The organism is Pseudomonas sp. SORT22 (genome assembly GCF_018417635.1).
Taxonomy (GTDB): domain Bacteria; phylum Pseudomonadota; class Gammaproteobacteria; order Pseudomonadales; family Pseudomonadaceae; genus Aquipseudomonas.
The window spans coordinates 28709-47200 of sequence record NZ_CP071007.1 but is presented as its reverse complement, the minus strand read 5'-3'; the positions used below and the strand labels follow the sequence as shown (position 1 = coordinate 47200).

Here is an 18492-nt window from a genome sequence, read left to right as displayed (position 1 = left end):
GCGTCAGGCCTGGCCTGACGCGGGCGCAGCAAGCCTGGCTCAGCGTTTGGCCGAGAAGGTCATCAGCCAGGCCACCAGCGAAATGCCGGCCACGCCAGCCAGTGGCGCCAGGTACAGCGGGGTCAGGAACTGCCCGGAGTTGATCACCGCCAGCACCGCCATGGCCGAAACCAGCAGCAGGCCGAGGAACAGGAACCAGCCAGAGGCGTTGGCACGGCTTGGCGCCACGCGCTCACGCACGCGCCAGTTGGCGTAGGCGTTCTTGATCACGAAGAAGATCAACGCCAGCACCACCAACACGGCCACGCCGACCAGGGCATCGCGGCTGTCGACTTTTTTCGGGCCCAGGTCCAGCACTGGCGTCGGCACGCTCAGGGTGGAGGTGCTGGTGGCCGGAGCGGCTTCGTTTTCTACTGGGGCTGGCAGGGAGCTGGTTTGGGTCATGACAGGGTCCTAAGGTTATTTGAGGCGCACGGCGACGTCGGCGGCGAGCTTTTCAAGGGTGGCGCCGAACAGGCCGCGCTTTACCGTCGCGACTTTGTTCTGCCGGGCGTCGTAGACGCTGGCGCTGCTGAACGGCTTGAGCGGGTACTGCTGGGCCACGCCTTCGACCATGACCGTGACCGGCTTCTTGCCGCCGACCAGGCTCTTGGCCAGCAGCAGGCCGAACAAGGCGAACACGAACAGGGCCAGCAACAGCAGCACCGGGCCCAGCGGGTAGCTGATCTGCAACACGATCGGCAGGCGGGTAGCCGAGGCGCTGGCCTCGCTGGAGGGCAGGAACACGTCTGGCAAGGCATCGTTGGGGAACAGTTCGTTCATGCGCTCGATGAACTGCTGGGAAATCTGCAACTGCTGTTCGCTCAGGCGCACTTCGATGGCGCCGGCACGCTGGTAGCCGCTGGACAGCAGCACTTCGCTGGACCACTGCGAAGGCAGCGGTGGCAATTGCAGGCTGATCGACAGCTCTTCGGAGCGGGCGCCTGGCTCGAGGTTTTCGATGCGGTCCAGGGAGATCGACGACTGCAGGGCTTCGCCCGGCATATCGAGGCTCATCGCGACCTTGGCTGAGTGGATCTGGTAGGGGTTGAACTGGTTCTCGAAGCGGCCCAGCAGCACCGCGGTTTTCGGCGAACCGTCGACATCGATGTTGAGCACCACGGTTTGCTGGTCGGGTGCGAGCTCGGCGCTGACGTCCGGGGTGTCTTTTACCCCGGTCGGAATAAAGCGCACGGCCGCCTGGGTCAGTGGCTTGAGGCGCACCCCGGCGTCTTTGAGCAGTGTTGCCAGGGCCGGCTGGGCCAGCACCTGCTCGAGCGCGGCACCGGCGTTGGCGCCATAGGCCAGGGCGTAGATCATCAGGCCGTTAGCCTCGAAATTGCTGCTTTTGACCGGCATCTTCTGCGGGAAGGCGGCGATGCGGCTGATCACTGCTTCCTTGTGCAGCAGGTCGTAGAACTCGCGGTTCTTGAGCTGGGTTTCGTTGCTGTTGTTGGGGCTGTTCTTGTTGTTGGTGACGATCCAGATGATGCCTTCGCGCCCTTCCAGGCCGGTGTTGATCGCCGCCAGCAAGGCTTCCTTGAAATCGGTATCGGCATAGGCGCCGCTGGCCTTGCGGGCCAGGCTCAGGGCATTGACGCTGTCGGCGAGCTTGGCGTGGGTGCCTGGCCCGCGGTAGGTCCATTGCGGCGAGGGGTGGCTGCTGTCGGCCTGGTTGAAGGCACCAATTACCACTTCGCCGCTGCCGGCGGCGCTGGCCGCCAGTTGCGTGACCAGCGGTTTGAAGCCCGAGGCCGGGTCGAGGTAGAACGGCTCCATCCAGCCGGAGTTCTGTACCAGCAACACCTGGCGCAGTGGCGCCGCATGGGCGCTTATGCAGACCAGGCTCAGGACGAGCAGCAGGCTGTGGCGTAGCAGGCGGTTCAGGCGTTCCATCGGTAAAGCGCTCCAGTCGAATCGATGTACAGCCACAGGGCGTTGTCGTAGCAGAACCACTGCGCGTTCCACGGTTGCGCCACCTTCAGCAGCAGGCTCAAGGCCGGCTGGCCGATGCGCTCAAGGCAGTACTCGGTCTCGACGGGCTGCTCATTGCCGAAGAACTGCTGCAGGCTCGAGGGCCAGCGCACCCGGCACGACAGCAGGTGCGGGTTGTCGCTGAACTCGATGAACGGGTACACCACTTCGCGGTCGGCGGGGTTGTTGTCGACGTCGTGTTCACCCCACGGGGCGTCCAGGCGCACGTTGAACATGTAGTTCAGCTGCCCGGTGCTCAGGCGCGAGCCTTTGACTTCCTTGCGCTCGTCGGAGTCCAGGCGCAGGCAGTACTGCTCGCTGCCTTCGAACAGTTGCTGCCAGATGCCGTAGCCATTGACGAACGGCGGGCCATATTCGGGGCGCGCCTGGGCGCCGGGCGGCCAGCTCAGCCATTGGGCTTCGAGGCTTTCACCGAGCTTGACGCTCAAGTAGCCGTGGGCGCCGATCCACAGCAGGCGCCGCGAGGCCGGGTCGCGCAGCGGCGCCGAGAGATTGTGCAGGTGTTGCGGATTGGCCAGGGCAATCGGGTGTGCGAGCCACTGATCATTCTGGCGGGCGACCACGCAGAAGCTGCCATCGGGCATCTGCTGGGGAATCAGCACCTGCTCTTCAAGTTCGCCGGGGGCGGCGATAGCGCGGCCAGGGCAGCGCTCCAGGTGGTAGCGGCCAGCGAGCGGATCGACGCGCACTTCGGTGGCGCCTTCATCACAGGCTAGCAGCAGGCATTGCTGGCTGCCCTGCTCGCGCAGGCTCACGCCCCAGGCCCAGCTTTGCAGGCTGCAGCGACCGATCGGGGTGCTGTGCGGCAGCACTCCGACCCATTCTTCGGCCTTGCGCTGCCAGCGGAACAGGCTGCCATCGCGCGCCAGCGCAAACAGCGCTTCGCGATGGCCGCCGAGGTTGGCGACGAGGAAATTCAAACCGTTGCTGCGCGGCAACTGGTCGAACTTGCGCGCGGCATTGAGGTTGCGCGGGCTGGCGCGATCAAGGCGCTGGTACACGGCGGCGACAGTCTGCTCGGCAGCATCGAGCTTGCAACAGCCCTCCACCACCCGCCGGCCGCTACCGTTGCCATAAGGTGGCAACCAGCGCTGCTGGGGAGCGTAACGAACAGGTTCAAGGGGCGCGCCGGTCTGCGGGCAATGGCGGAAGCTGGCCGGCAGCCAGGACTGCCCGTCAGGCGCCTGCTGCGCCCCGACGAGGAAATCCAGGTCGGGCTGATCGCCTTCCAGCGCCTTGCCAGCGACGTGGGTCAGGGAGAACCTGCCGTGGGCATCCTGCAACCAGCGTTGCCCATCCAGCGACCACTCGTACTCGCGGTCGTCTCCGACTACGTCCATATAATCCCACCATGCCAACGGTCGTTCGTGCGCAGCCCTGCCCTTCACAGCCAGGCTGTCACGTCGATAGAAAGAGATTTTGCGAGAGGCCCCGAAGCGAGGCCTTCATCTAGCAAAATGGCATCAAAACGCCATTTTTATAGCGGCGAAATAGTGGCACAGACAGTTACAAAGTCAACCACCGGCTCAGGGCAATTGCAGCCCGCCTGCGGCTTTGTGCAATGCGCGCAGGTGCTCGCCGACCTGCTTGATGTTGGCCTCGACCGCTTTGATTTGCGCGGCGCGGTCCGGGCCGAGCAAGGCCCGCACCTCTTTGTCGAGGTCGGCACTGAGGGTTTGCAGCTGTTTTTGCCGCTGGCGGGTTTCGCTCAGCAGTTTCTCGCGCTCGCTGGCCTGGGGCAGACCGTAGCCGCTGCTGCCCAGCAGTTCGGCCGGGCGGCTGAGAAAGCCGCTGTTGGCGAGAATCTGCTGCAGGGTGTTGTTGGCCTTGCCGACGCTGGCGTCGTTGCGCTCGCGCCCGCTCAGGTAGCGCTGCTTGACCTCGTCCTGGGCCAGCAGCAATTGGCGGCGCAGGCTGGCTTGTTCAAGCAGCAGCAAGGCTGCGCTGGTACGCAGGTCGGCCTGGGCAAACCACTGCTGGCGCTGCTCGGCCGATTGCTCGAGCCAGGCTTCGACGCTGTCCTGCTTGATCGGCAGTTGCTTTTTCAGCACCAGGAACATGGCCTGGTAGCGGTCGCGGTAGGAGTCGAAGCGATAACCCAGGCGCAGTGCCTCGCGTGGGTCGTCGAGCACGCTGACATCTGCCAGGCCGCGGCCTTCGAGCACTTCGAGCAAGCCATTGGGGACGATGCTGTCCAGGTCGTTCAGGCGCGGGTTGGCAGTACCGCTGCGCAACAGCTTGAGGGTTTCGACCGCACAGTTGTTCGACAGGAAGTAATAGTTGCCGTCGTAACTCCAGTGCATCTCGGCGGCCTGGCGCACCAGGCTTTCCAGCTCGTCGCGGTTGAGCTTGAGCGGAATCGAGGCCAGGCTGCGCAGTTCGGTCTTGGTGTACTCGTCGATCACCTGCGCCAGTGGCAAGACGAACAGCCGCGACGGATAGGCGCCGGTCAAGCCGTCCCAGCTCGACAGCTGCACGTCGTTGACGAACGCCCGGTACGACAGCACCAGGTGCTGGTCCAGGTCCAGGCGGCAGTCCGGCCCGCGTGGGCGCCCGGGGGCGCAGATGACCAGGCGCAACATGCTGTGGCCCCAACGGCTGACCCAGTTCTGATTGGCTTCGGCCAGCAGGTAATCCACCGCGTAGACGCGCTCGGGGTCGATCTCGCCCAGCGGCGATTTGGCAAAGTCGTTGCCGGCATTGAGGAACGGCAAGGCGCCCGGGCACGCTGGATGTTCGGGTGCCCAGTCGAAATGGGCTTTCAGGTAGGCCTGCAAGGCCGGGCGGCGGCAGGCAAAGCTTGGGTCAAGGAGGAAGTACTCCATGTTGACCGCAATGAATTCCTTGGGGCTGCTCAGCTCATAACTGTCGGGGCTGCGCGCCACCTGGCGGTTGTGCTGCTCGCGCTCGCCACGGCGGCCGACATATTGCGGCCAGCCGGCCAGGTCGAGCAGTCGCGGATCGTCGCTGAGGGTAAAGCGGCGTTCGGTCTGGCCGCGGCACTGCTCAGGCAGGCCGATTTTGCCCTGGCTGTTCTGCTGTCGGGTGCAACGGGTGATCAGCTGTCGCTCGGCACCCTGCCACAAACGGGCGCGATCATAGATGTGGGTCAGCTCATGCAGGACGGTGGCCAGCAACTCCTGGCGCACGGTGCCGTGGGGGCGGCCGGTCTTCTGGGTGGCAGCGCTGCCATCGGCAAGGCCCGGCAGCAGGCGGCTGTTGAGCTCCAGGGTGGAAACCAGCGACGCCTGGCCATAGGCATCGGCCGGCATACGGCTGCTCCAGCTGACCTGGATACGTCGGTCAAGGCGAGTCTTGAAGCTTGGTGGCAGGGCCTGCAGGGCTTCGTCCAGCAATGCCTGGCTGGCCTGCTGTTGCTGCGGGCTCAAACCGTCGGCCTGCAGAGCCAGCTGCAGGTCGGCCAGTGCCGGGCTGCCGCACAGTATCAGCAGGCAGCCCAGCAGCCAGACACGCATTGGCTTCACAGGGCGAGAATGGCTTCAGCCAGCACCTGGTCGCTGGCCTGGCGCGCTTCTGGCACACGCTGGCGCAGGGTATCGAAGGCAGCTTCGAGTTGCGCACCACGGATCTCGCCACGGCTGGCGACGTAGCTGGCGGCATCATCGCGGGCTTCGCGCACGACTTTCGAGTCGCGAATCGAGGTGGTGGTGTCGGAGGTGAAGTCGATCGAGCGGCCAAAGGCGCGAACGATGATGTTGCTGGTGGCCACCAGGGTTTGTGCCTGGGCCACATCGGCCAACAGCAGAAGGCCAAGGGTGGCGGCAATCAGCGGGTTACGCATGGAGCATCTCCGGGAGAACAGAAGTAATCATTGGACGAGAATTGCCTGTGCCAGTTCAAGGTCGCTGGCATGAAGTTCCGGGTTGGCCTGGCGCAACTGCTGCAGTGCTGCCTCAAGGCGCGCGCCCCGCCATCGGCCATCGCTGGCGACAAAAGCGGCGGCATCGTCATGGGCGGCCAGCAGCAGTTTGCGATCGAAGGGCACCGACGTCACTTTGCTGGTGACGTAACCACTGACGACAAGGTTGTTGGTGGTCAGGTCCAGCGCCTGGGCGGCGCTGCTCCAGCACACCACGAGCAACAGCAATGACAGATAACGCATGGGTCTCGAACGGCAGCTGAATCAGGCGGCAAAGGCTATCCCAATGCGCCGGTGAGGACCAGCGCAGAGGGCCCGGCTTAGTTGCACGTTGTTACATGCACGGCCGGGAACGAGCGGCTTCAGAGCGCCAGGATGGCCTGTGCCAGTTGCGCGTCGCTGGCCTGCAGGCTTGGGGTCTGCTGGCGAATGTGGGCGAAAGCGCTCTCCAGTTTCGCGCCGCGGATGTCACCGTGGCTGGCAACGAAGCTGGCAGCGTCGTCACGGGCGGCCTGGACGATCTTGTCGTCACGGAACGAGGACGACACATCGGAGGTGGCATCGGTGGAGGCGGCAACACCACGAACGACGGTATCGGTGGTGACGACGAAGCTGGTGGCGTTGGCAGTCGAAGCCAGGGCCAGCAGCAGCGCGGCGCCAAACAAGCGTGAATGGAACATGGTCGATCTCCTGGATAGGCTTTTGGTGGTTCTTATGTCAGACGCACGCTCAGCTTGTTGCGCTACTTTTTACCAAGCTGGGTACGTTAAGGGTATCACGCGGGTGTAATCCGCGGCTTGGACCGGATCGTAGCAAGATTTATCAACTGTACCTGTCAATTTAATTAAATTAAAAATTGTACTGGTATGTTGTTCAGCCGCTCTATTCCGGGCCTTTAAACGACAAAACCCGTCAGCAGTCACCTGCGACGGGTTTTGGGGAATTCGTGGTGCCGGCCTTGGCCGGCGAGCCCTGCATTAACGCCAGAAAGGCTTGCTCAGCTCTTCGTAGCGTTGTGCTTCGCTGATACCGGCATCAGCCAGCAGACGCGAGTCCAGGCGAGCCAGTTGGTGGCGGCTGGCAATGCGGCGTTGCCACAGCATCAGGTTGGCCAGCAGGCGCAGTGGCAGCGAGGCCTTGGATTGTTCGGCGGTGTTTTCGAAAACCAGATCGGAACTGAGGGTACGTTCCATGATGTCATCCTTCCGCTTGTGGCGGCATTAGGTAGTGATTTAACTGATGCCAATGATCCTCCTCTGTCGTCCATAACAGTAGATACAGTTCACCTACATTGTGATGGGCCAGTTAACTGTTTTAGACGACTGTTGCACTCGGAATAGGCGCAACTGTACTGGTCAGCACTGAAATGGTGCATTTTTGATCAGAGAGGGGACAAGAGGATGAAAAATGGCGGTGAAATCACCGGTACAGTAGAACAGTTTTTGTCTGGATAAATAAATCAGTTACCCGACCGGTTGGCATTGCGCACAACCGGCCGGTCACTGTGCAGGTCAGCCGGCGAGCATGCGCCCGGTTTCTTCCAGGTTTTCGTGCCAGGCCAGGGCTTCGCGCAGGATGTGCGGGGTGTGGCCGCCGCGTTCGCAGGCGCGGGTGAAGTAGTCGTTCAGCGCCTCGCGGTAATCCGGGTGCACACAGTTGTCGATGATCACCCGCGCACGCTCGCGTGGCGCCAGGCCGCGCAGGTCAGCCAGGCCCTGCTCGGTGACGAGGATATCGACGTCGTGCTCGGTATGGTCGACGTGGCTGACCATCGGCACCACGCTGGAAATCGCCCCGCCCTTGGCAATCGACTTGGTGACGAAGATCGCCAGGTGCGCGTTGCGGGCGAAGTCGCCCGAGCCACCGATGCCGTTCATCATCCGCGTGCCGCAGACGTGGGTGGAGTTGACGTTGCCGTACAGGTCGAATTCAAGCGCGGTGTTAATGCCGATGATGCCCAGGCGGCGGACCACTTCAGGGTGGTTGGAGATTTCCTGCGGGCGCAGGACCAGTTTGTCCTTATAGCGCTCCAGGTTACCGAAGACGTCGGCGTTGCGGCGGGTCGACAGGGTGATCGAGCTGCCCGAGGCGAAGCTCAGCTTGCCGGCGTCGATCAGGTCGAAGGTCGAGTCCTGGAGTACTTCGGAGTACATGGTCAGGTCTTCGAACGGCGAGTCGATCAGGCCGCACATCACCGCGTTGGCGATACTGCCGATACCGGCTTGCAGCGGGCCGAGCTTGTTGGTCATGCGCCCGGCGTCGACTTCCTGCTTGAGGAAGTTGATCAGGTGGTTGGCGATGCCTTGGGTTTCGTCGTCTGGCGGCAGTACGGTGGACGGCGAGTCCGGCTGCTCGGTGATGACGATGCCGACGATCTTGGCCGGGTCGATCGGGATTGCGGTGCTGCCGATGCGGTCATCGACTTTTACCAGCGGGATCGGCGTACGGGTCGGACGATAGGTCGGGATATAGATGTCGTGCAGGCCTTCCAGGTTGGCGTTGTGCGCCAGGTTGATCTCGACGATCACCTGTTTGGCGAAAATCGCGAAGCTGGCCGAGTTGCCCACCGAGGTAGTCGGCACGATGTGGCCCTGTTCGGTGATGGCGACCGCTTCAATCACCGCGATGTCCGGCAACTTGAGCTGCTGGTTGCGTAGCTGCTCGACGGTTTCCGACAGGTGCTGGTCAATGAACATGACCTCGCCGGCGTTGATCGCCTTGCGCAGGGTGCTGTCGACCTGGAACGGCATGCGCCGGGCCAGCACGCCGGCCTCAGTCAGTTGCTTGTCGAGGTCGTTGCCCAGGCTTGCGCCGGTCATCAGGCTGATTTTCAGTGGCGACTGCTTGGCGCGTTCGGCCAGTGCATGGGGCACCGCCTTGGCTTCACCGGCGCGGGTAAAACCGCTCATGCCGACGGTCATGCCGTCCTCGATCAGGCCAGCGGCATCAGCCGCACTCATTACCTTGCTGTGCAGGGAGGACAAGCGGATACGATCACGGTACATGGATTGTTATCTCGGGCTACTAAAGCTAGATGCGCAGTCTAGTGTTTTCGCCTGGCTTCGTCCCGCGACCAAGGTCGAATGCGAAGCCCTGAAATAGAGCCTTCTGTCGGCTGGCCGGGCATGAAAAAGCCCCAGCCGGTACCGCGCTGGGGCTATTTGTCACAGCAGTTTGAACGGCTTATTCGACCGCTTTGACCATGTCTTCGATGACCTTCTTGGCGTCGCCGAAGACCATCATGGTCTTGTCCAGGTAGAACAGCTCGTTATCAAGGCCGGCGTAGCCGCTGGCCATCGAGCGCTTGTTGACGATGATGGTCTTGGCCTTGAACGCCTCGAGGATCGGCATGCCGGCAATTGGCGACTTCGGATCGTTCTTCGCCGCCGGGTTGACCACGTCGTTGGCGCCCAGCACCAGCACCACGTCAGCCTGGCCGAACTCGGAGTTGATGTCGTCCATCTCGAACACCTGGTCGTATGGCACTTCGGCTTCGGCCAGCAGTACGTTCATGTGCCCGGGCATGCGCCCCGCCACCGGGTGGATCGCGTACTTCACGGTCACGCCGTTGTGGGTCAGCTTCTCGGTCAGCTCTTTCAGCGCGTGCTGGGCACGGGCCACCGCCAGGCCGTAGCCGGGGACGATGATCACGGTGTCAGCGTTGCTGAGCAGGAAGGTGGCGTCGTCGGCCGAGCCGGATTTCACCGGACGGGCTTCCTTGGCACCGGCCGGGCCGGCCGCTTCTGTCGCGCCGCCGAAACCGCCGAGGATCACGTTGAAGAACGAACGGTTCATCGCCTTGCACATGATGTACGAGAGGATCGCACCAGACGAACCGACCAGGGAGCCAGCGATGATCAGCATTGAGTTGTTCAGCGAGAAGCCGATACCGGCTGCCGCCCAGCCCGAGTAGCTGTTGAGCATCGACACCACCACCGGCATGTCGGCGCCGCCAATCGGGATGATGATCAGAACGCCCATGACGAACGCCAGGATCAGCATCAGGGCGAAAGCGCTGTAGCTGCCGGTGAAGGTGAACACCAGGCCCAGGCCAATGGTGGCAAGGCCCAGGACCAGGTTCAGCTTGTGCTGGCCGCTGAACTGTACCGGTGCGCCCTGGAACAGGCGGAACTTGTACTTGCCCGAGAGCTTGCCGAAGGCAATGACCGAACCTGAGAAGGTGATCGCACCAATGGCGGCGCCGAGGAATAGCTCAAGGCGGTTACCGGTAGGGATCGGGTCGCTGATGCTGGCAACGATGCCCAGCGATTGCGGCTCGACCACCGCGGCAATGGCGATGAACACCGCGGCCAGGCCGATCATGCTGTGCATGAAGGCGACCAGTTCGGGCATCTTGGTCATTTCAACGCGCTTGGCCATGATCGAGCCGGCAGTACCACCGATTAGCAGACCGACAATCACGTAGCCGATGCCGTCGGTAGCCAGCTCTGCGCCCAGCTTATAGATGAGGCCGACGGTGGTGATCACCGCCAGAGCCATGCCGAGCATGCCGAACAGGTTGCCGCGCCGTGACGTAGTCGGGTGCGACAGGCCCTTGAGTGCCTGGATGAAGCACACCGAGGCGACAAGGTAGAGAAGTGTTACCAGGTTCATGCTCATGTTTACTTCTGCCCCTCTTGCTTCGCTGCGCCCTTGCCTGGGGCTTTCTTCTTGAACATCTCCAGCATGCGCCGGGTGACGAGGAAACCGCCGAATACGTTGACCGCTGCCAGGGCCACCGCGAGGGTGCCCATGGTTTTGCCCAGCGGCGTGACGGTCAGCGCGGCAGCCAGCATGGCGCCGACGATGACGATGGCGGAGATGGCGTTGGTGACCGCCATCAACGGCGTGTGCAGTGCCGGGGTGACGTTCCAGACCACGTGGTAACCGACATAGATCGCCAGCACGAAGATGATCAGGTTATAGACGCCGTGAGAGATCAGCATGTCTTCCATTGTCTGGCTCCTTATCCGTTCTTGCGGATGACCTGGCCGTCGCGGCACATCAGGCACGCGGCGACGATGTCGTCTTCGAGGTTGATCGTCAGCGCGCCGTCCTTGTCGAACAGCAGCTTCATAAAGTCGAGCAGGTTGCGTGCATACAGCGCCGAGGCGTCCGCACCGACCTGCGCTGGCAGGTTGGTCGGGCCGACGATGGTCACGCCCTGCTCCACCACCACCTGGTCGGCGACGGTCAGCGGGCAGTTGCCACCCTGGGCTGCGGCGAGGTCGATGACCACCGAGCCGGGTTTCATCTGCGCCACGGTCTCGGCGCTGAGCAAGGTCGGAGCCTTGCGGCCAGGGATCAGTGCGGTGGTAATGACGATATCGGCCTGCTTGGCGCGCTCGTGCACCGCCAGGGCCTGACGCTGCATCCAGCTGGCCGGCATGGGTCGGGCGTAGCCGCCGACACCTTCGGCGCACTCGCGCTCTTCATCGGTCTCGTAAGGGACATCGATGAACTTGGCGCCCAGCGACTCGATCTGCTCCTTCACCGCCGGACGCACGTCCGAGGCTTCGATCACCGCACCCAGGCGCTTGGCTGTGGCGATAGCCTGCAGCCCGGCTACACCGGCGCCGAGGATCAGCACACGCGCAGCCTTAACAGTACCGGCAGCGGTCATCAGCATCGGCATGAAGCGCGGATAGTGGTGAGCCGCCAGCAACACGGCCTTGTAACCGGCAATGTTGGCCTGCGACGACAACACATCGAGGCTTTGCGCCCGCGAGGTACGCGGCGCCGCTTCAAGGGCAAAGGCGGTGATGCCGCGCTCGGCCATCTTGGCGATGGTTTCGTTGTTGAACGGATTGAGCATACCCACCAGCACGGTGCCGCTCTTGATCTGGGCCAGTTCGCTATCGTCAGGGGCTACAACCTTGAGAACCAGCTGAGCTCCAAACGCATCGGCAGCGCTGCCAATAGTGGCGCCTGCTGCTTCATAGGCACTGTCCGGAACGCTGGCATTGATGCCGGCGCCGCTCTGGACGGTGACCTGATGCCCCTGGCCAATCAGTTTCTTGATGGTTTCCGGGGTTGCAGCAACCCGTGTTTCGCCCGTCTGCGTTTCGAGAGGAACACCAATGTGCACGTCATTTCTCCTGCGTGATCTTTTGTTGGTAAACCAGCGCACTGCGGATGGTGCGCTGGGGCGGCCGATCAGCACGATCCCGCCGAATCCAGGCGGGGCGCGGCATTTTGCAGGTGATTCCTGAATCGCTTCAACCAGTTTTGAAGGGTGACGGCAATCAAACTACAAGTCACCCTGTGACCGAATGTCGCAATAACAGGCCTGGAGCCCGCCAAACGCGGGCTTCAGGGAGATTACGGCAAAATTCGAAAATTTTCCGCCGAATTTGCTGAATGCCTGGCTGAAAGCGCGATTTATGCTGTGAAGGCCGCATAAACAGCAGGGTTAAGGGCTTTTCAGAGGGTGCCTGAAACAGTTGGCCTAAATGCGACATTTCCTTATATCTGTAGGGTTTCAGTTTTATTGACTACGGGGTCAGGTTGTAGCTGTCATCCTTATGGGCTGCGGCGTAGCGCCCCGCCTCCCCTACCAGCCAATCGCGGAAGGCGCGCAGCGAAGCCGACTCCACCTTGCGCTCGGGGATCATCAGGTAATACGCCTTGATGCTCGACAGCGCATGTGGGCTGGCCACCACCAGGCGCCCTTCTGCCAGTTCACGCTGGATCAGGAAGGGCGGAATCAGTGCCACGCCCATCTCGTGCATGGCCGCCTGTGCCAACATCGAGAATAGCTCATAGCGTGGGCCGGTCATGTCACGAGCGACGTTCATTTCCAGGCTGTCGAACCACTGGCGCCAGGCGTAGGGCCGGGTGGTCTGCTGCAGCAGCGGCAGCTGGGCGATCTGCGCGGGGCTCAGTTGCCGGTTGCCGGCCAGCAATACCGGGCTGCACACCGGCACCGGGTTCTCGCCCATCAGCCGATGGGACTCGGTACCCGACCAGTCGGCATCGCCGAAGTAGATCGCCGCGTCGAAGCTGGTATCGGCAAACAGGAATGGCCGGGTGCGGTTGGTCAGGTTGACCGTGACTTCCGGGTGGCGCTGCTGGAAGTCCTTGAGCCGGGGTAGCAGCCATTGGGTGCCGAAGGTCGGCACCACTGCCAGTTCGATGACGTTGGCGCCCTGCTGGCCCATCACCGATAAGGTGTCGCGCTCCACCGCATCCAGCTGGGTGGCGACCCGGCGGCTATAGGAAAGCCCGGCCTCGGTCAGCTTCACCCCGCGGCGCGAGCGGCGAAACAGTTCGACATTGAGAAACTCCTCCAGCCCGGCGATTTGCCGACATACGGCGCCCTGGGTCAGGGACAGCTCCTGGGAAGCCTTGGTAAAGCTCTCGTGGCGGGCGGCGGCCTCGAAGCAGACCAGGGCCGCTGTGCTGGGGATCTTGCGCCGCATGTACATCAACCTCACTAATAGGGCGTAAATATGGCCTTTGCGGCCATTACGAAGTGAGAAATTATCACAAGAGCATGCGCAATCCTCGTTTGTCTCGTCGCTTGAACGGGCCTAGGATCAATGCACAACAACTCTGGTCCCATTTCTCGAGGATTCGCTCATGGCCGGTAAAGCAAGCTTCAACTGGATCGACCCGCTGTTGCTCGACCAACAGCTCACTGAAGAAGAGCGCATGGTGCGTGACAGCGCTTATCAGTTCGCCCAGGACAAGCTGGCCCCGCGCGTGCTGGAGGCCTTCCGTCACGAGCAGACCGACCCTGCGATCTTCCGCGAGATGGGCGAAGTCGGCCTGCTGGGCGCAACCATTCCCGAGCAGTACGGCGGCAGTGGCCTGAACTACGTGTGCTACGGCCTGATTGCCCGGGAAGTGGAGCGTATCGACTCCGGCTACCGCTCGATGATGAGCGTGCAGTCCTCGCTGGTCATGGTGCCGATCAACGAATTCGGTACTGAGGCGACCAAGCAGAAGTACCTGCCCAAGCTCGCCAGCGGTGAATGGATCGGCTGCTTCGGCCTGACCGAGCCAGACCATGGCTCCGACCCGGGCTCGATGATCACCCGCGCCAAGAAGGTTGACGGTGGCTATCGCCTGAGCGGCAGCAAGATGTGGATCACCAACAGCCCGATCGCTGACGTGTTCGTGGTCTGGGCCAAGGATGATGCCGGCGACATCCGAGGTTTTGTTCTGGAAAAAGGCTGGCAGGGCCTGAGCGCCCCGGCGATTCACGGCAAGGTCGGCCTGCGCGCCTCGATCACCGGCGAAATCGTCATGGACAACGTGTTCGTGCCTGAAGAGAACATCTTCCCCGATGTGCGCGGCCTGAAAGGCCCGTTCACCTGCCTGAACTCGGCGCGCTATGGCATCTCCTGGGGCGCCCTGGGTGCCGCTGAAGCCTGCTGGCACACCGCGCGCCAATACACCCTGGATCGCAAGCAGTTCGGCCGCCCGCTGGCCGCCAACCAGCTGATCCAGAAGAAACTGGCCGACATGCAGACCGAAATCACCCTGGCCCTGCAAGGCTGCCTGCGCCTGGGGCGGATGAAGGACGAAGGCACTGCTGCGGTAGAAATCACCTCGATCATGAAGCGCAACTCCTGCGGCAAGGCCCTGGACATTGCCCGTATGGCCCGTGACATGCTCGGTGGCAACGGGATCTCCGACGAGTTCGGTGTGGCCCGTCACCTGGTCAACCTCGAGGTGGTCAACACCTATGAAGGCACCCATGACGTCCACGCGCTGATCCTCGGTCGCGCGCAGACCGGCATTCAGTCCTTCTATTAATAAGGAGCCAGCCATGGGCGCGCTATCTCATCTGCGGGTGCTGGATCTGTCGCGAGTGCTGGCCGGGCCCTGGTCCGGGCAGATACTTGCGGACCTGGGCGCCGAAGTGATCAAGGTCGAGCGGCCGGGCAGCGGCGATGACACTCGCGCCTGGGGCCCGCCCTTCCTTAAGGACGCTTACGGCGAGAACACCAGCGAGGCTGCCTACTACCTGGCGGCCAACCGCAACAAGCGTTCGCTGACCATCGACTTCACCCAGCCCGAGGGCCAGCGCCTGGTGCGCGAGCTGGCGGCAAAGTCGGACGTGTTGATCGAGAACTTCAAGGTCGGCGGCCTGGCAGCCTATGGGCTGGACTACGAAAGCCTGAAGGCGCTCAACCCGCGCCTGGTGTATTGCTCGGTCACCGGCTTCGGCCAGACCGGGCCCTATGCCAAGCGCGCCGGCTACGACTTCATGATCCAGGGCCTGGGCGGGCTGATGAGCCTGACCGGGCGCCCGGAGGGTGAAGACGGTGCGGGGCCGGTGAAAGTCGGTGTCGCGCTGACCGACATCCTCACCGGGCTGTATTCGACCGTGGCGATCCTGGCTGCCCTCGCCCATCGTGACCGCGATGGTGGAGGCCAGCACATTGATATGGCGCTGCTCGACGTGCAGGTTGCCTGCCTGGCCAACCAGGCCATGAACTACCTCACCACCGGCACGCCACCGCGGCGCCTGGGTAATGCGCACCCGAACATCGTGCCTTACCAGGACTTCCCTACTGCCGACGGCGACTTCATCCTCACCGTGGGCAACGACGGGCAGTTCCGCAAGTTCGCCGAGGTTGCCGGCCAGCCGCAATGGGCGGACGATCCGCGCTTTGCTACTAATAAGCAGCGGGTTGCCAACCGTGCCGAGCTGATTCCACTGATCCGCCAGGCCACAGTGTTCAAGACCACCGCTGAGTGGGTCGCGCAGCTGGAGCAGGCCGGGGTTCCGTGTGGGCCTATCAACGACCTGGCGCAGATGTTTGCCGATCCTCAGGTCAAAGCCCGGGGCCTGGCAATCGAGATGCCACACCCGCTTGCCGGGCAGGTGCCGCAGGTGGCCAGCCCTATTCGCTTGTCCGAGACGCCGGTGGAGTATCGCCATGCACCGCCGTTGCTGGGCGAGCATACCGAGCAGATCCTCGGCGAAGTGCTGGGCCTGGCGGCATCGGAGATCGAGCGCCTGCGGCTAACCAAGGTGGTCTGAAGCTTCAAGCTGCAAGCTACAAGTTGGGCGCGGTGCTGCTGCTTTTACTTGTAGCTTGAAGCTTGCTGCTTATAGCCAAACCGCCCCTGCTGAAACAAAGTTGAAATAAGTCCTTGACGCCCCCGCGGATGTGTCTATAATTCGCCCCACTTCCGGCGCAGTCGGAACTGAAAACTCCTTGAGTTTCAAAGAGTTAGCGGTTCAAAGGTGATCCGGAGGTGCTTCGATCGAAAGATCGGCAGCGGTGAAAAAGGCAGTTGACAGCGGTTTGAAACGCTGTAGAATTCGCCTCCCGCTGACGAGAGATCGCAGCGAGTCAAGTGGTTGAAGTTGAAAGAGAAATTCTGAAAAACTTCAAAATAAACGCTTGACAGGCTCTGAGGAAAGCGTAGAATGCGCGCCTCGGTTGAGACGAAAAGCTCTTAACCAACCGCTCTTTAACAACTGAATCAAGCAATTCGTGTGGGTGCTTGTGAGCTCAGACTGATAGTCAAAAAGATTATCAGCATCACAAGTGGCTACACGAAAATCGAAAGATTTGAAAGTAAGTCATTTGAGATTGCTGAGCCAAGTTTAGGGTTTTCTCAAAACCCAAGCAGTATTGAACTGAAGAGTTTGATCATGGCTCAGATTGAACGCTGGCGGCAGGCCTAACACATGCAAGTCGAGCGGATGAGAAGAGCTTGCTCTTCGATTCAGCGGCGGACGGGTGAGTAATACCTAGGAATCTGCCTGGTAGTGGGGGACAACGTTTCGAAAGGAACGCTAATACCGCATACGTCCTACGGGAGAAAGCAGGGGACCTTCGGGCCTTGCGCTATCAGATGAGCCTAGGTCGGATTAGCTAGTTGGTGAGGTAATGGCTCACCAAGGCGACGATCCGTAACTGGTCTGAGAGGATGATCAGTCACACTGGAACTGAGACACGGTCCAGACTCCTACGGGAGGCAGCAGTGGGGAATATTGGACAATGGGCGAAAGCCTGATCCAGCCATGCCGCGTGTGTGAAGAAGGTCTTCGGATTGTAAAGCACTTTAAGTTGGGAGGAAGGGTACTTACCTAATACGTGAGTATTTTGACGTTACCGACAGAATAAGCACCGGCTAACTCTGTGCCAGCAGCCGCGGTAATACAGAGGGTGCAAGCGTTAATCGGAATTACTGGGCGTAAAGCGCGCGTAGGTGGTTTGTTAAGTTGGATGTGAAATCCCCGGGCTCAACCTGGGAACTGCATCCAAAACTGGCAAGCTAGAGTAGGGCAGAGGGTGGTGGAATTTCCTGTGTAGCGGTGAAATGCGTAGATATAGGAAGGAACACCAGTGGCGAAGGCGACCACCTGGGCTCATACTGACACTGAGGTGCGAAAGCGTGGGGAGCAAACAGGATTAGATACCCTGGTAGTCCACGCCGTAAACGATGTCAACTAGCCGTTGGAATCCTTGAGATTTTAGTGGCGCAGCTAACGCATTAAGTTGACCGCCTGGGGAGTACGGCCGCAAGGTTAAAACTCAAATGAATTGACGGGGGCCCGCACAAGCGGTGGAGCATGTGGTTTAATTCGAAGCAACGCGAAGAACCTTACCAGGCCTTGACATGCAGAGAACTTTCCAGAGATGGATTGGTGCCTTCGGGAACTCTGACACAGGTGCTGCATGGCTGTCGTCAGCTCGTGTCGTGAGATGTTGGGTTAAGTCCCGTAACGAGCGCAACCCTTGTCCTTAGTTACCAGCACGTTATGGTGGGCACTCTAAGGAGACTGCCGGTGACAAACCGGAGGAAGGTGGGGATGACGTCAAGTCATCATGGCCCTTACGGCCTGGGCTACACACGTGCTACAATGGTCGGTACAGAGGGTTGCCAAGCCGCGAGGTGGAGCTAATCTCACAAAACCGATCGTAGTCCGGATCGCAGTCTGCAACTCGACTGCGTGAAGTCGGAATCGCTAGTAATCGCGAATCAGAATGTCGCGGTGAATACGTTCCCGGGCCTTGTACACACCGCCCGTCACACCATGGGAGTGGGTTGCACCAGAAGTAGCTAGTCTAACCTTCGGGAGGACGGTTACCACGGTGTGATTCATGACTGGGGTGAAGTCGTAACAAGGTAGCCGTAGGGGAACCTGCGGCTGGATCACCTCCTTAATCGACAGACATCAGCTGTCTTATGAGCTCCCACACGAATTGCTTGATTCATTGAAGAAGACGATTGGGTCTGTAGCTCAGTTGGTTAGAGCGCACCCCTGATAAGGGTGAGGTCGGCAGTTCGAATCTGCCCAGACCCACCAATTACATGTGGTGCAGCCTGTAGCAATACGGGGCCATAGCTCAGCTGGGAGAGCGCCTGCCTTGCACGCAGGAGGTCAGCGGTTCGATCCCGCTTGGCTCCACCACCTTACGTCAAAGCTTAGAAATGAATATTCGTATCGAATATTGATTTCTGAACTTTTTCAGAATCGTTCTTTAAAAATTTGGGTATGTGATAGAAAGATAGACTGGACAGCACTTTCACTGGTGTGTGTTCAGGCTAAGGTAAAATTTGTGAGTAATTACAAGTTTTCGGCGAATGTTGTCTTCACAGTATAA

General features: G+C 61.2%; 15 protein-coding genes, 2 tRNA genes and 1 rRNA gene. 5 read left to right on the top strand and 13 right to left on the bottom strand.

Annotated elements, in window-relative coordinates:
* Nucleotides 1-39 precede the first annotated feature (39 nt).
* The 13 genes from JYG36_RS00175 to JYG36_RS00115 all read right to left on the bottom strand — a co-directional run bounded on the left by JYG36_RS00175 (nt 40) and on the right by JYG36_RS00115 (nt 13335).
* Complete coding sequence (locus tag JYG36_RS00175) at nt 40-444, bottom strand: hypothetical protein (RefSeq protein WP_045200613.1); 405 nt, start codon at nt 442-444, stop codon at nt 40-42.
* 15 nt (nt 445-459) lie between these two features.
* On the bottom strand, nt 460-1935 hold the full coding sequence (locus tag JYG36_RS00170) for a hypothetical protein (RefSeq protein WP_195885392.1): 1476 nt from the start codon (nt 1933-1935) through the stop codon (nt 460-462).
* On the bottom strand, nt 1923-3374 hold the full coding sequence (locus tag JYG36_RS00165) for a hypothetical protein (protein ID WP_213602790.1): 1452 nt from the start codon (nt 3372-3374) through the stop codon (nt 1923-1925). Before JYG36_RS00165 ends, JYG36_RS00170 begins: the two co-directional genes overlap by 13 nt.
* A gap of 186 nt (nt 3375-3560) precedes the next feature.
* Nucleotides 3561-5519, bottom strand: a complete 1959-nt coding sequence (locus JYG36_RS00160) for a DUF7844 domain-containing protein (RefSeq protein WP_213602788.1) — start codon at nt 5517-5519, stop codon at nt 3561-3563.
* Entirely contained in the window at nt 5516-5836 is a 321-nt protein-coding gene (locus JYG36_RS00155; RefSeq protein ID WP_010222593.1) for a DUF2388 domain-containing protein, read from the bottom strand. The genes JYG36_RS00160 and JYG36_RS00155 overlap by 4 nt, the downstream gene beginning before the upstream one ends.
* Nucleotides 5837-5863: 27 nt before the next feature.
* On the bottom strand, nt 5864-6157 hold the full coding sequence (locus tag JYG36_RS00150; protein WP_195885395.1) for a DUF2388 domain-containing protein: 294 nt from the start codon (nt 6155-6157) through the stop codon (nt 5864-5866).
* 119 nt (nt 6158-6276) lie between these two features.
* Nucleotides 6277-6594, bottom strand: coding sequence for a DUF2388 domain-containing protein (locus JYG36_RS00145; protein WP_045200598.1), 318 nt, complete (start codon nt 6592-6594; stop codon nt 6277-6279).
* A 297-nt stretch (nt 6595-6891) separates the two neighbouring features.
* Nucleotides 6892-7107, bottom strand: a complete 216-nt coding sequence (locus tag JYG36_RS00140; protein WP_010222590.1) for a DUF1127 domain-containing protein — start codon at nt 7105-7107, stop codon at nt 6892-6894.
* A gap of 318 nt (nt 7108-7425) precedes the next feature.
* Nucleotides 7426-8919: a succinyl-CoA:acetate CoA-transferase ScpC gene (gene scpC / locus JYG36_RS00135; protein WP_045200596.1), complete on the bottom strand. Its 1494-nt coding sequence runs from the start codon at nt 8917-8919 to the stop codon at nt 7426-7428.
* A gap of 178 nt (nt 8920-9097) precedes the next feature.
* Nucleotides 9098-10534 (bottom strand): NAD(P)(+) transhydrogenase (Re/Si-specific) subunit beta, encoded by a 1437-nt coding sequence (locus tag JYG36_RS00130; protein ID WP_045200595.1) that lies wholly within the window; start codon nt 10532-10534, stop codon nt 9098-9100.
* 2 nt (nt 10535-10536) lie between these two features.
* Complete coding sequence (locus JYG36_RS00125) at nt 10537-10869, bottom strand: NAD(P) transhydrogenase subunit alpha part 2 (RefSeq protein WP_038997786.1); 333 nt, start codon at nt 10867-10869, stop codon at nt 10537-10539.
* An 11-nt stretch (nt 10870-10880) separates the two neighbouring features.
* Nucleotides 10881-12002 carry a Re/Si-specific NAD(P)(+) transhydrogenase subunit alpha gene (locus JYG36_RS00120; protein ID WP_010222584.1) on the bottom strand — a complete coding sequence of 374 codons (1122 nt, stop codon included), beginning with the start codon at nt 12000-12002 and terminating at the stop codon, nt 10881-10883.
* A gap of 406 nt (nt 12003-12408) precedes the next feature.
* A complete protein-coding gene (locus tag JYG36_RS00115) occupies nt 12409-13335 on the bottom strand; it encodes a LysR family transcriptional regulator (RefSeq protein WP_213602786.1) in 927 nt (308 codons plus the stop codon).
* 160 nt (nt 13336-13495) lie between these two features.
* Between JYG36_RS00115 and JYG36_RS00110 the strand changes: the two genes are divergently transcribed.
* The 5 genes from JYG36_RS00110 (at nt 13496) to JYG36_RS00090 (ending at nt 18299) form a co-directional block, all read left to right on the top strand.
* A complete protein-coding gene (locus tag JYG36_RS00110; protein WP_045200593.1) occupies nt 13496-14677 on the top strand; it encodes an acyl-CoA dehydrogenase in 1182 nt (393 codons plus the stop codon).
* A 13-nt stretch (nt 14678-14690) separates the two neighbouring features.
* Nucleotides 14691-15911 carry a CaiB/BaiF CoA transferase family protein gene (locus JYG36_RS00105; protein ID WP_045200590.1) on the top strand — a complete coding sequence of 407 codons (1221 nt, stop codon included), beginning with the start codon at nt 14691-14693 and terminating at the stop codon, nt 15909-15911.
* A gap of 603 nt (nt 15912-16514) precedes the next feature.
* A 16S ribosomal RNA gene (locus JYG36_RS00100) occupies nt 16515-18051 on the top strand.
* Between the two features lie 66 nt (nt 18052-18117).
* Nucleotides 18118-18194: transfer RNA gene (locus JYG36_RS00095), tRNA-Ile, on the top strand.
* Nucleotides 18195-18223: 29 nt separating this feature from the next.
* Nucleotides 18224-18299 (top strand) — tRNA-Ala (locus JYG36_RS00090).
* Nucleotides 18300-18492: the final 193 nt, after the last annotated feature.

Excerpts from the sequence above, each read along its gene's own strand:
- JYG36_RS00130 (WP_045200595.1), bottom strand. The coding sequence starts at position 10,534 with ATGAGCATGAACCTGGTAACACTTCTCTACCTTGTCGCCTCGGTGTGC.
- JYG36_RS00150 (WP_195885395.1), bottom strand. The coding sequence starts at position 6,157 with ATGCGTTATCTGTCATTGCTGTTGCTCGTGGTGTGCTGGAGCAGCGCC.
- JYG36_RS00155 (WP_010222593.1), bottom strand. The coding sequence starts at position 5,836 with ATGCGTAACCCGCTGATTGCCGCCACCCTTGGCCTTCTGCTGTTGGCC.
- scpC (WP_045200596.1), bottom strand. The coding sequence starts at position 8,919 with ATGTACCGTGATCGTATCCGCTTGTCCTCCCTGCACAGCAAGGTAATG.
- JYG36_RS00125 (WP_038997786.1), bottom strand. The coding sequence starts at position 10,869 with ATGGAAGACATGCTGATCTCTCACGGCGTCTATAACCTGATCATCTTC.
- JYG36_RS00170 (WP_195885392.1), bottom strand. The coding sequence starts at position 1,935 with ATGGAACGCCTGAACCGCCTGCTACGCCACAGCCTGCTGCTCGTCCTG.
- JYG36_RS00115 (WP_213602786.1), bottom strand. The coding sequence starts at position 13,335 with ATGCGGCGCAAGATCCCCAGCACAGCGGCCCTGGTCTGCTTCGAGGCC.
- JYG36_RS00140 (WP_010222590.1), bottom strand. The coding sequence starts at position 7,107 with ATGGAACGTACCCTCAGTTCCGATCTGGTTTTCGAAAACACCGCCGAA.
- JYG36_RS00165 (WP_213602790.1), bottom strand. The coding sequence starts at position 3,374 with ATGGACGTAGTCGGAGACGACCGCGAGTACGAGTGGTCGCTGGATGGG.
- JYG36_RS00175 (WP_045200613.1), bottom strand. The coding sequence starts at position 444 with ATGACCCAAACCAGCTCCCTGCCAGCCCCAGTAGAAAACGAAGCCGCT.
- JYG36_RS00105 (WP_045200590.1), top strand. The coding sequence starts at position 14,691 with ATGGGCGCGCTATCTCATCTGCGGGTGCTGGATCTGTCGCGAGTGCTG.
- JYG36_RS00145 (WP_045200598.1), bottom strand. The coding sequence starts at position 6,594 with ATGTTCCATTCACGCTTGTTTGGCGCCGCGCTGCTGCTGGCCCTGGCT.
- JYG36_RS00110 (WP_045200593.1), top strand. The coding sequence starts at position 13,496 with ATGGCCGGTAAAGCAAGCTTCAACTGGATCGACCCGCTGTTGCTCGAC.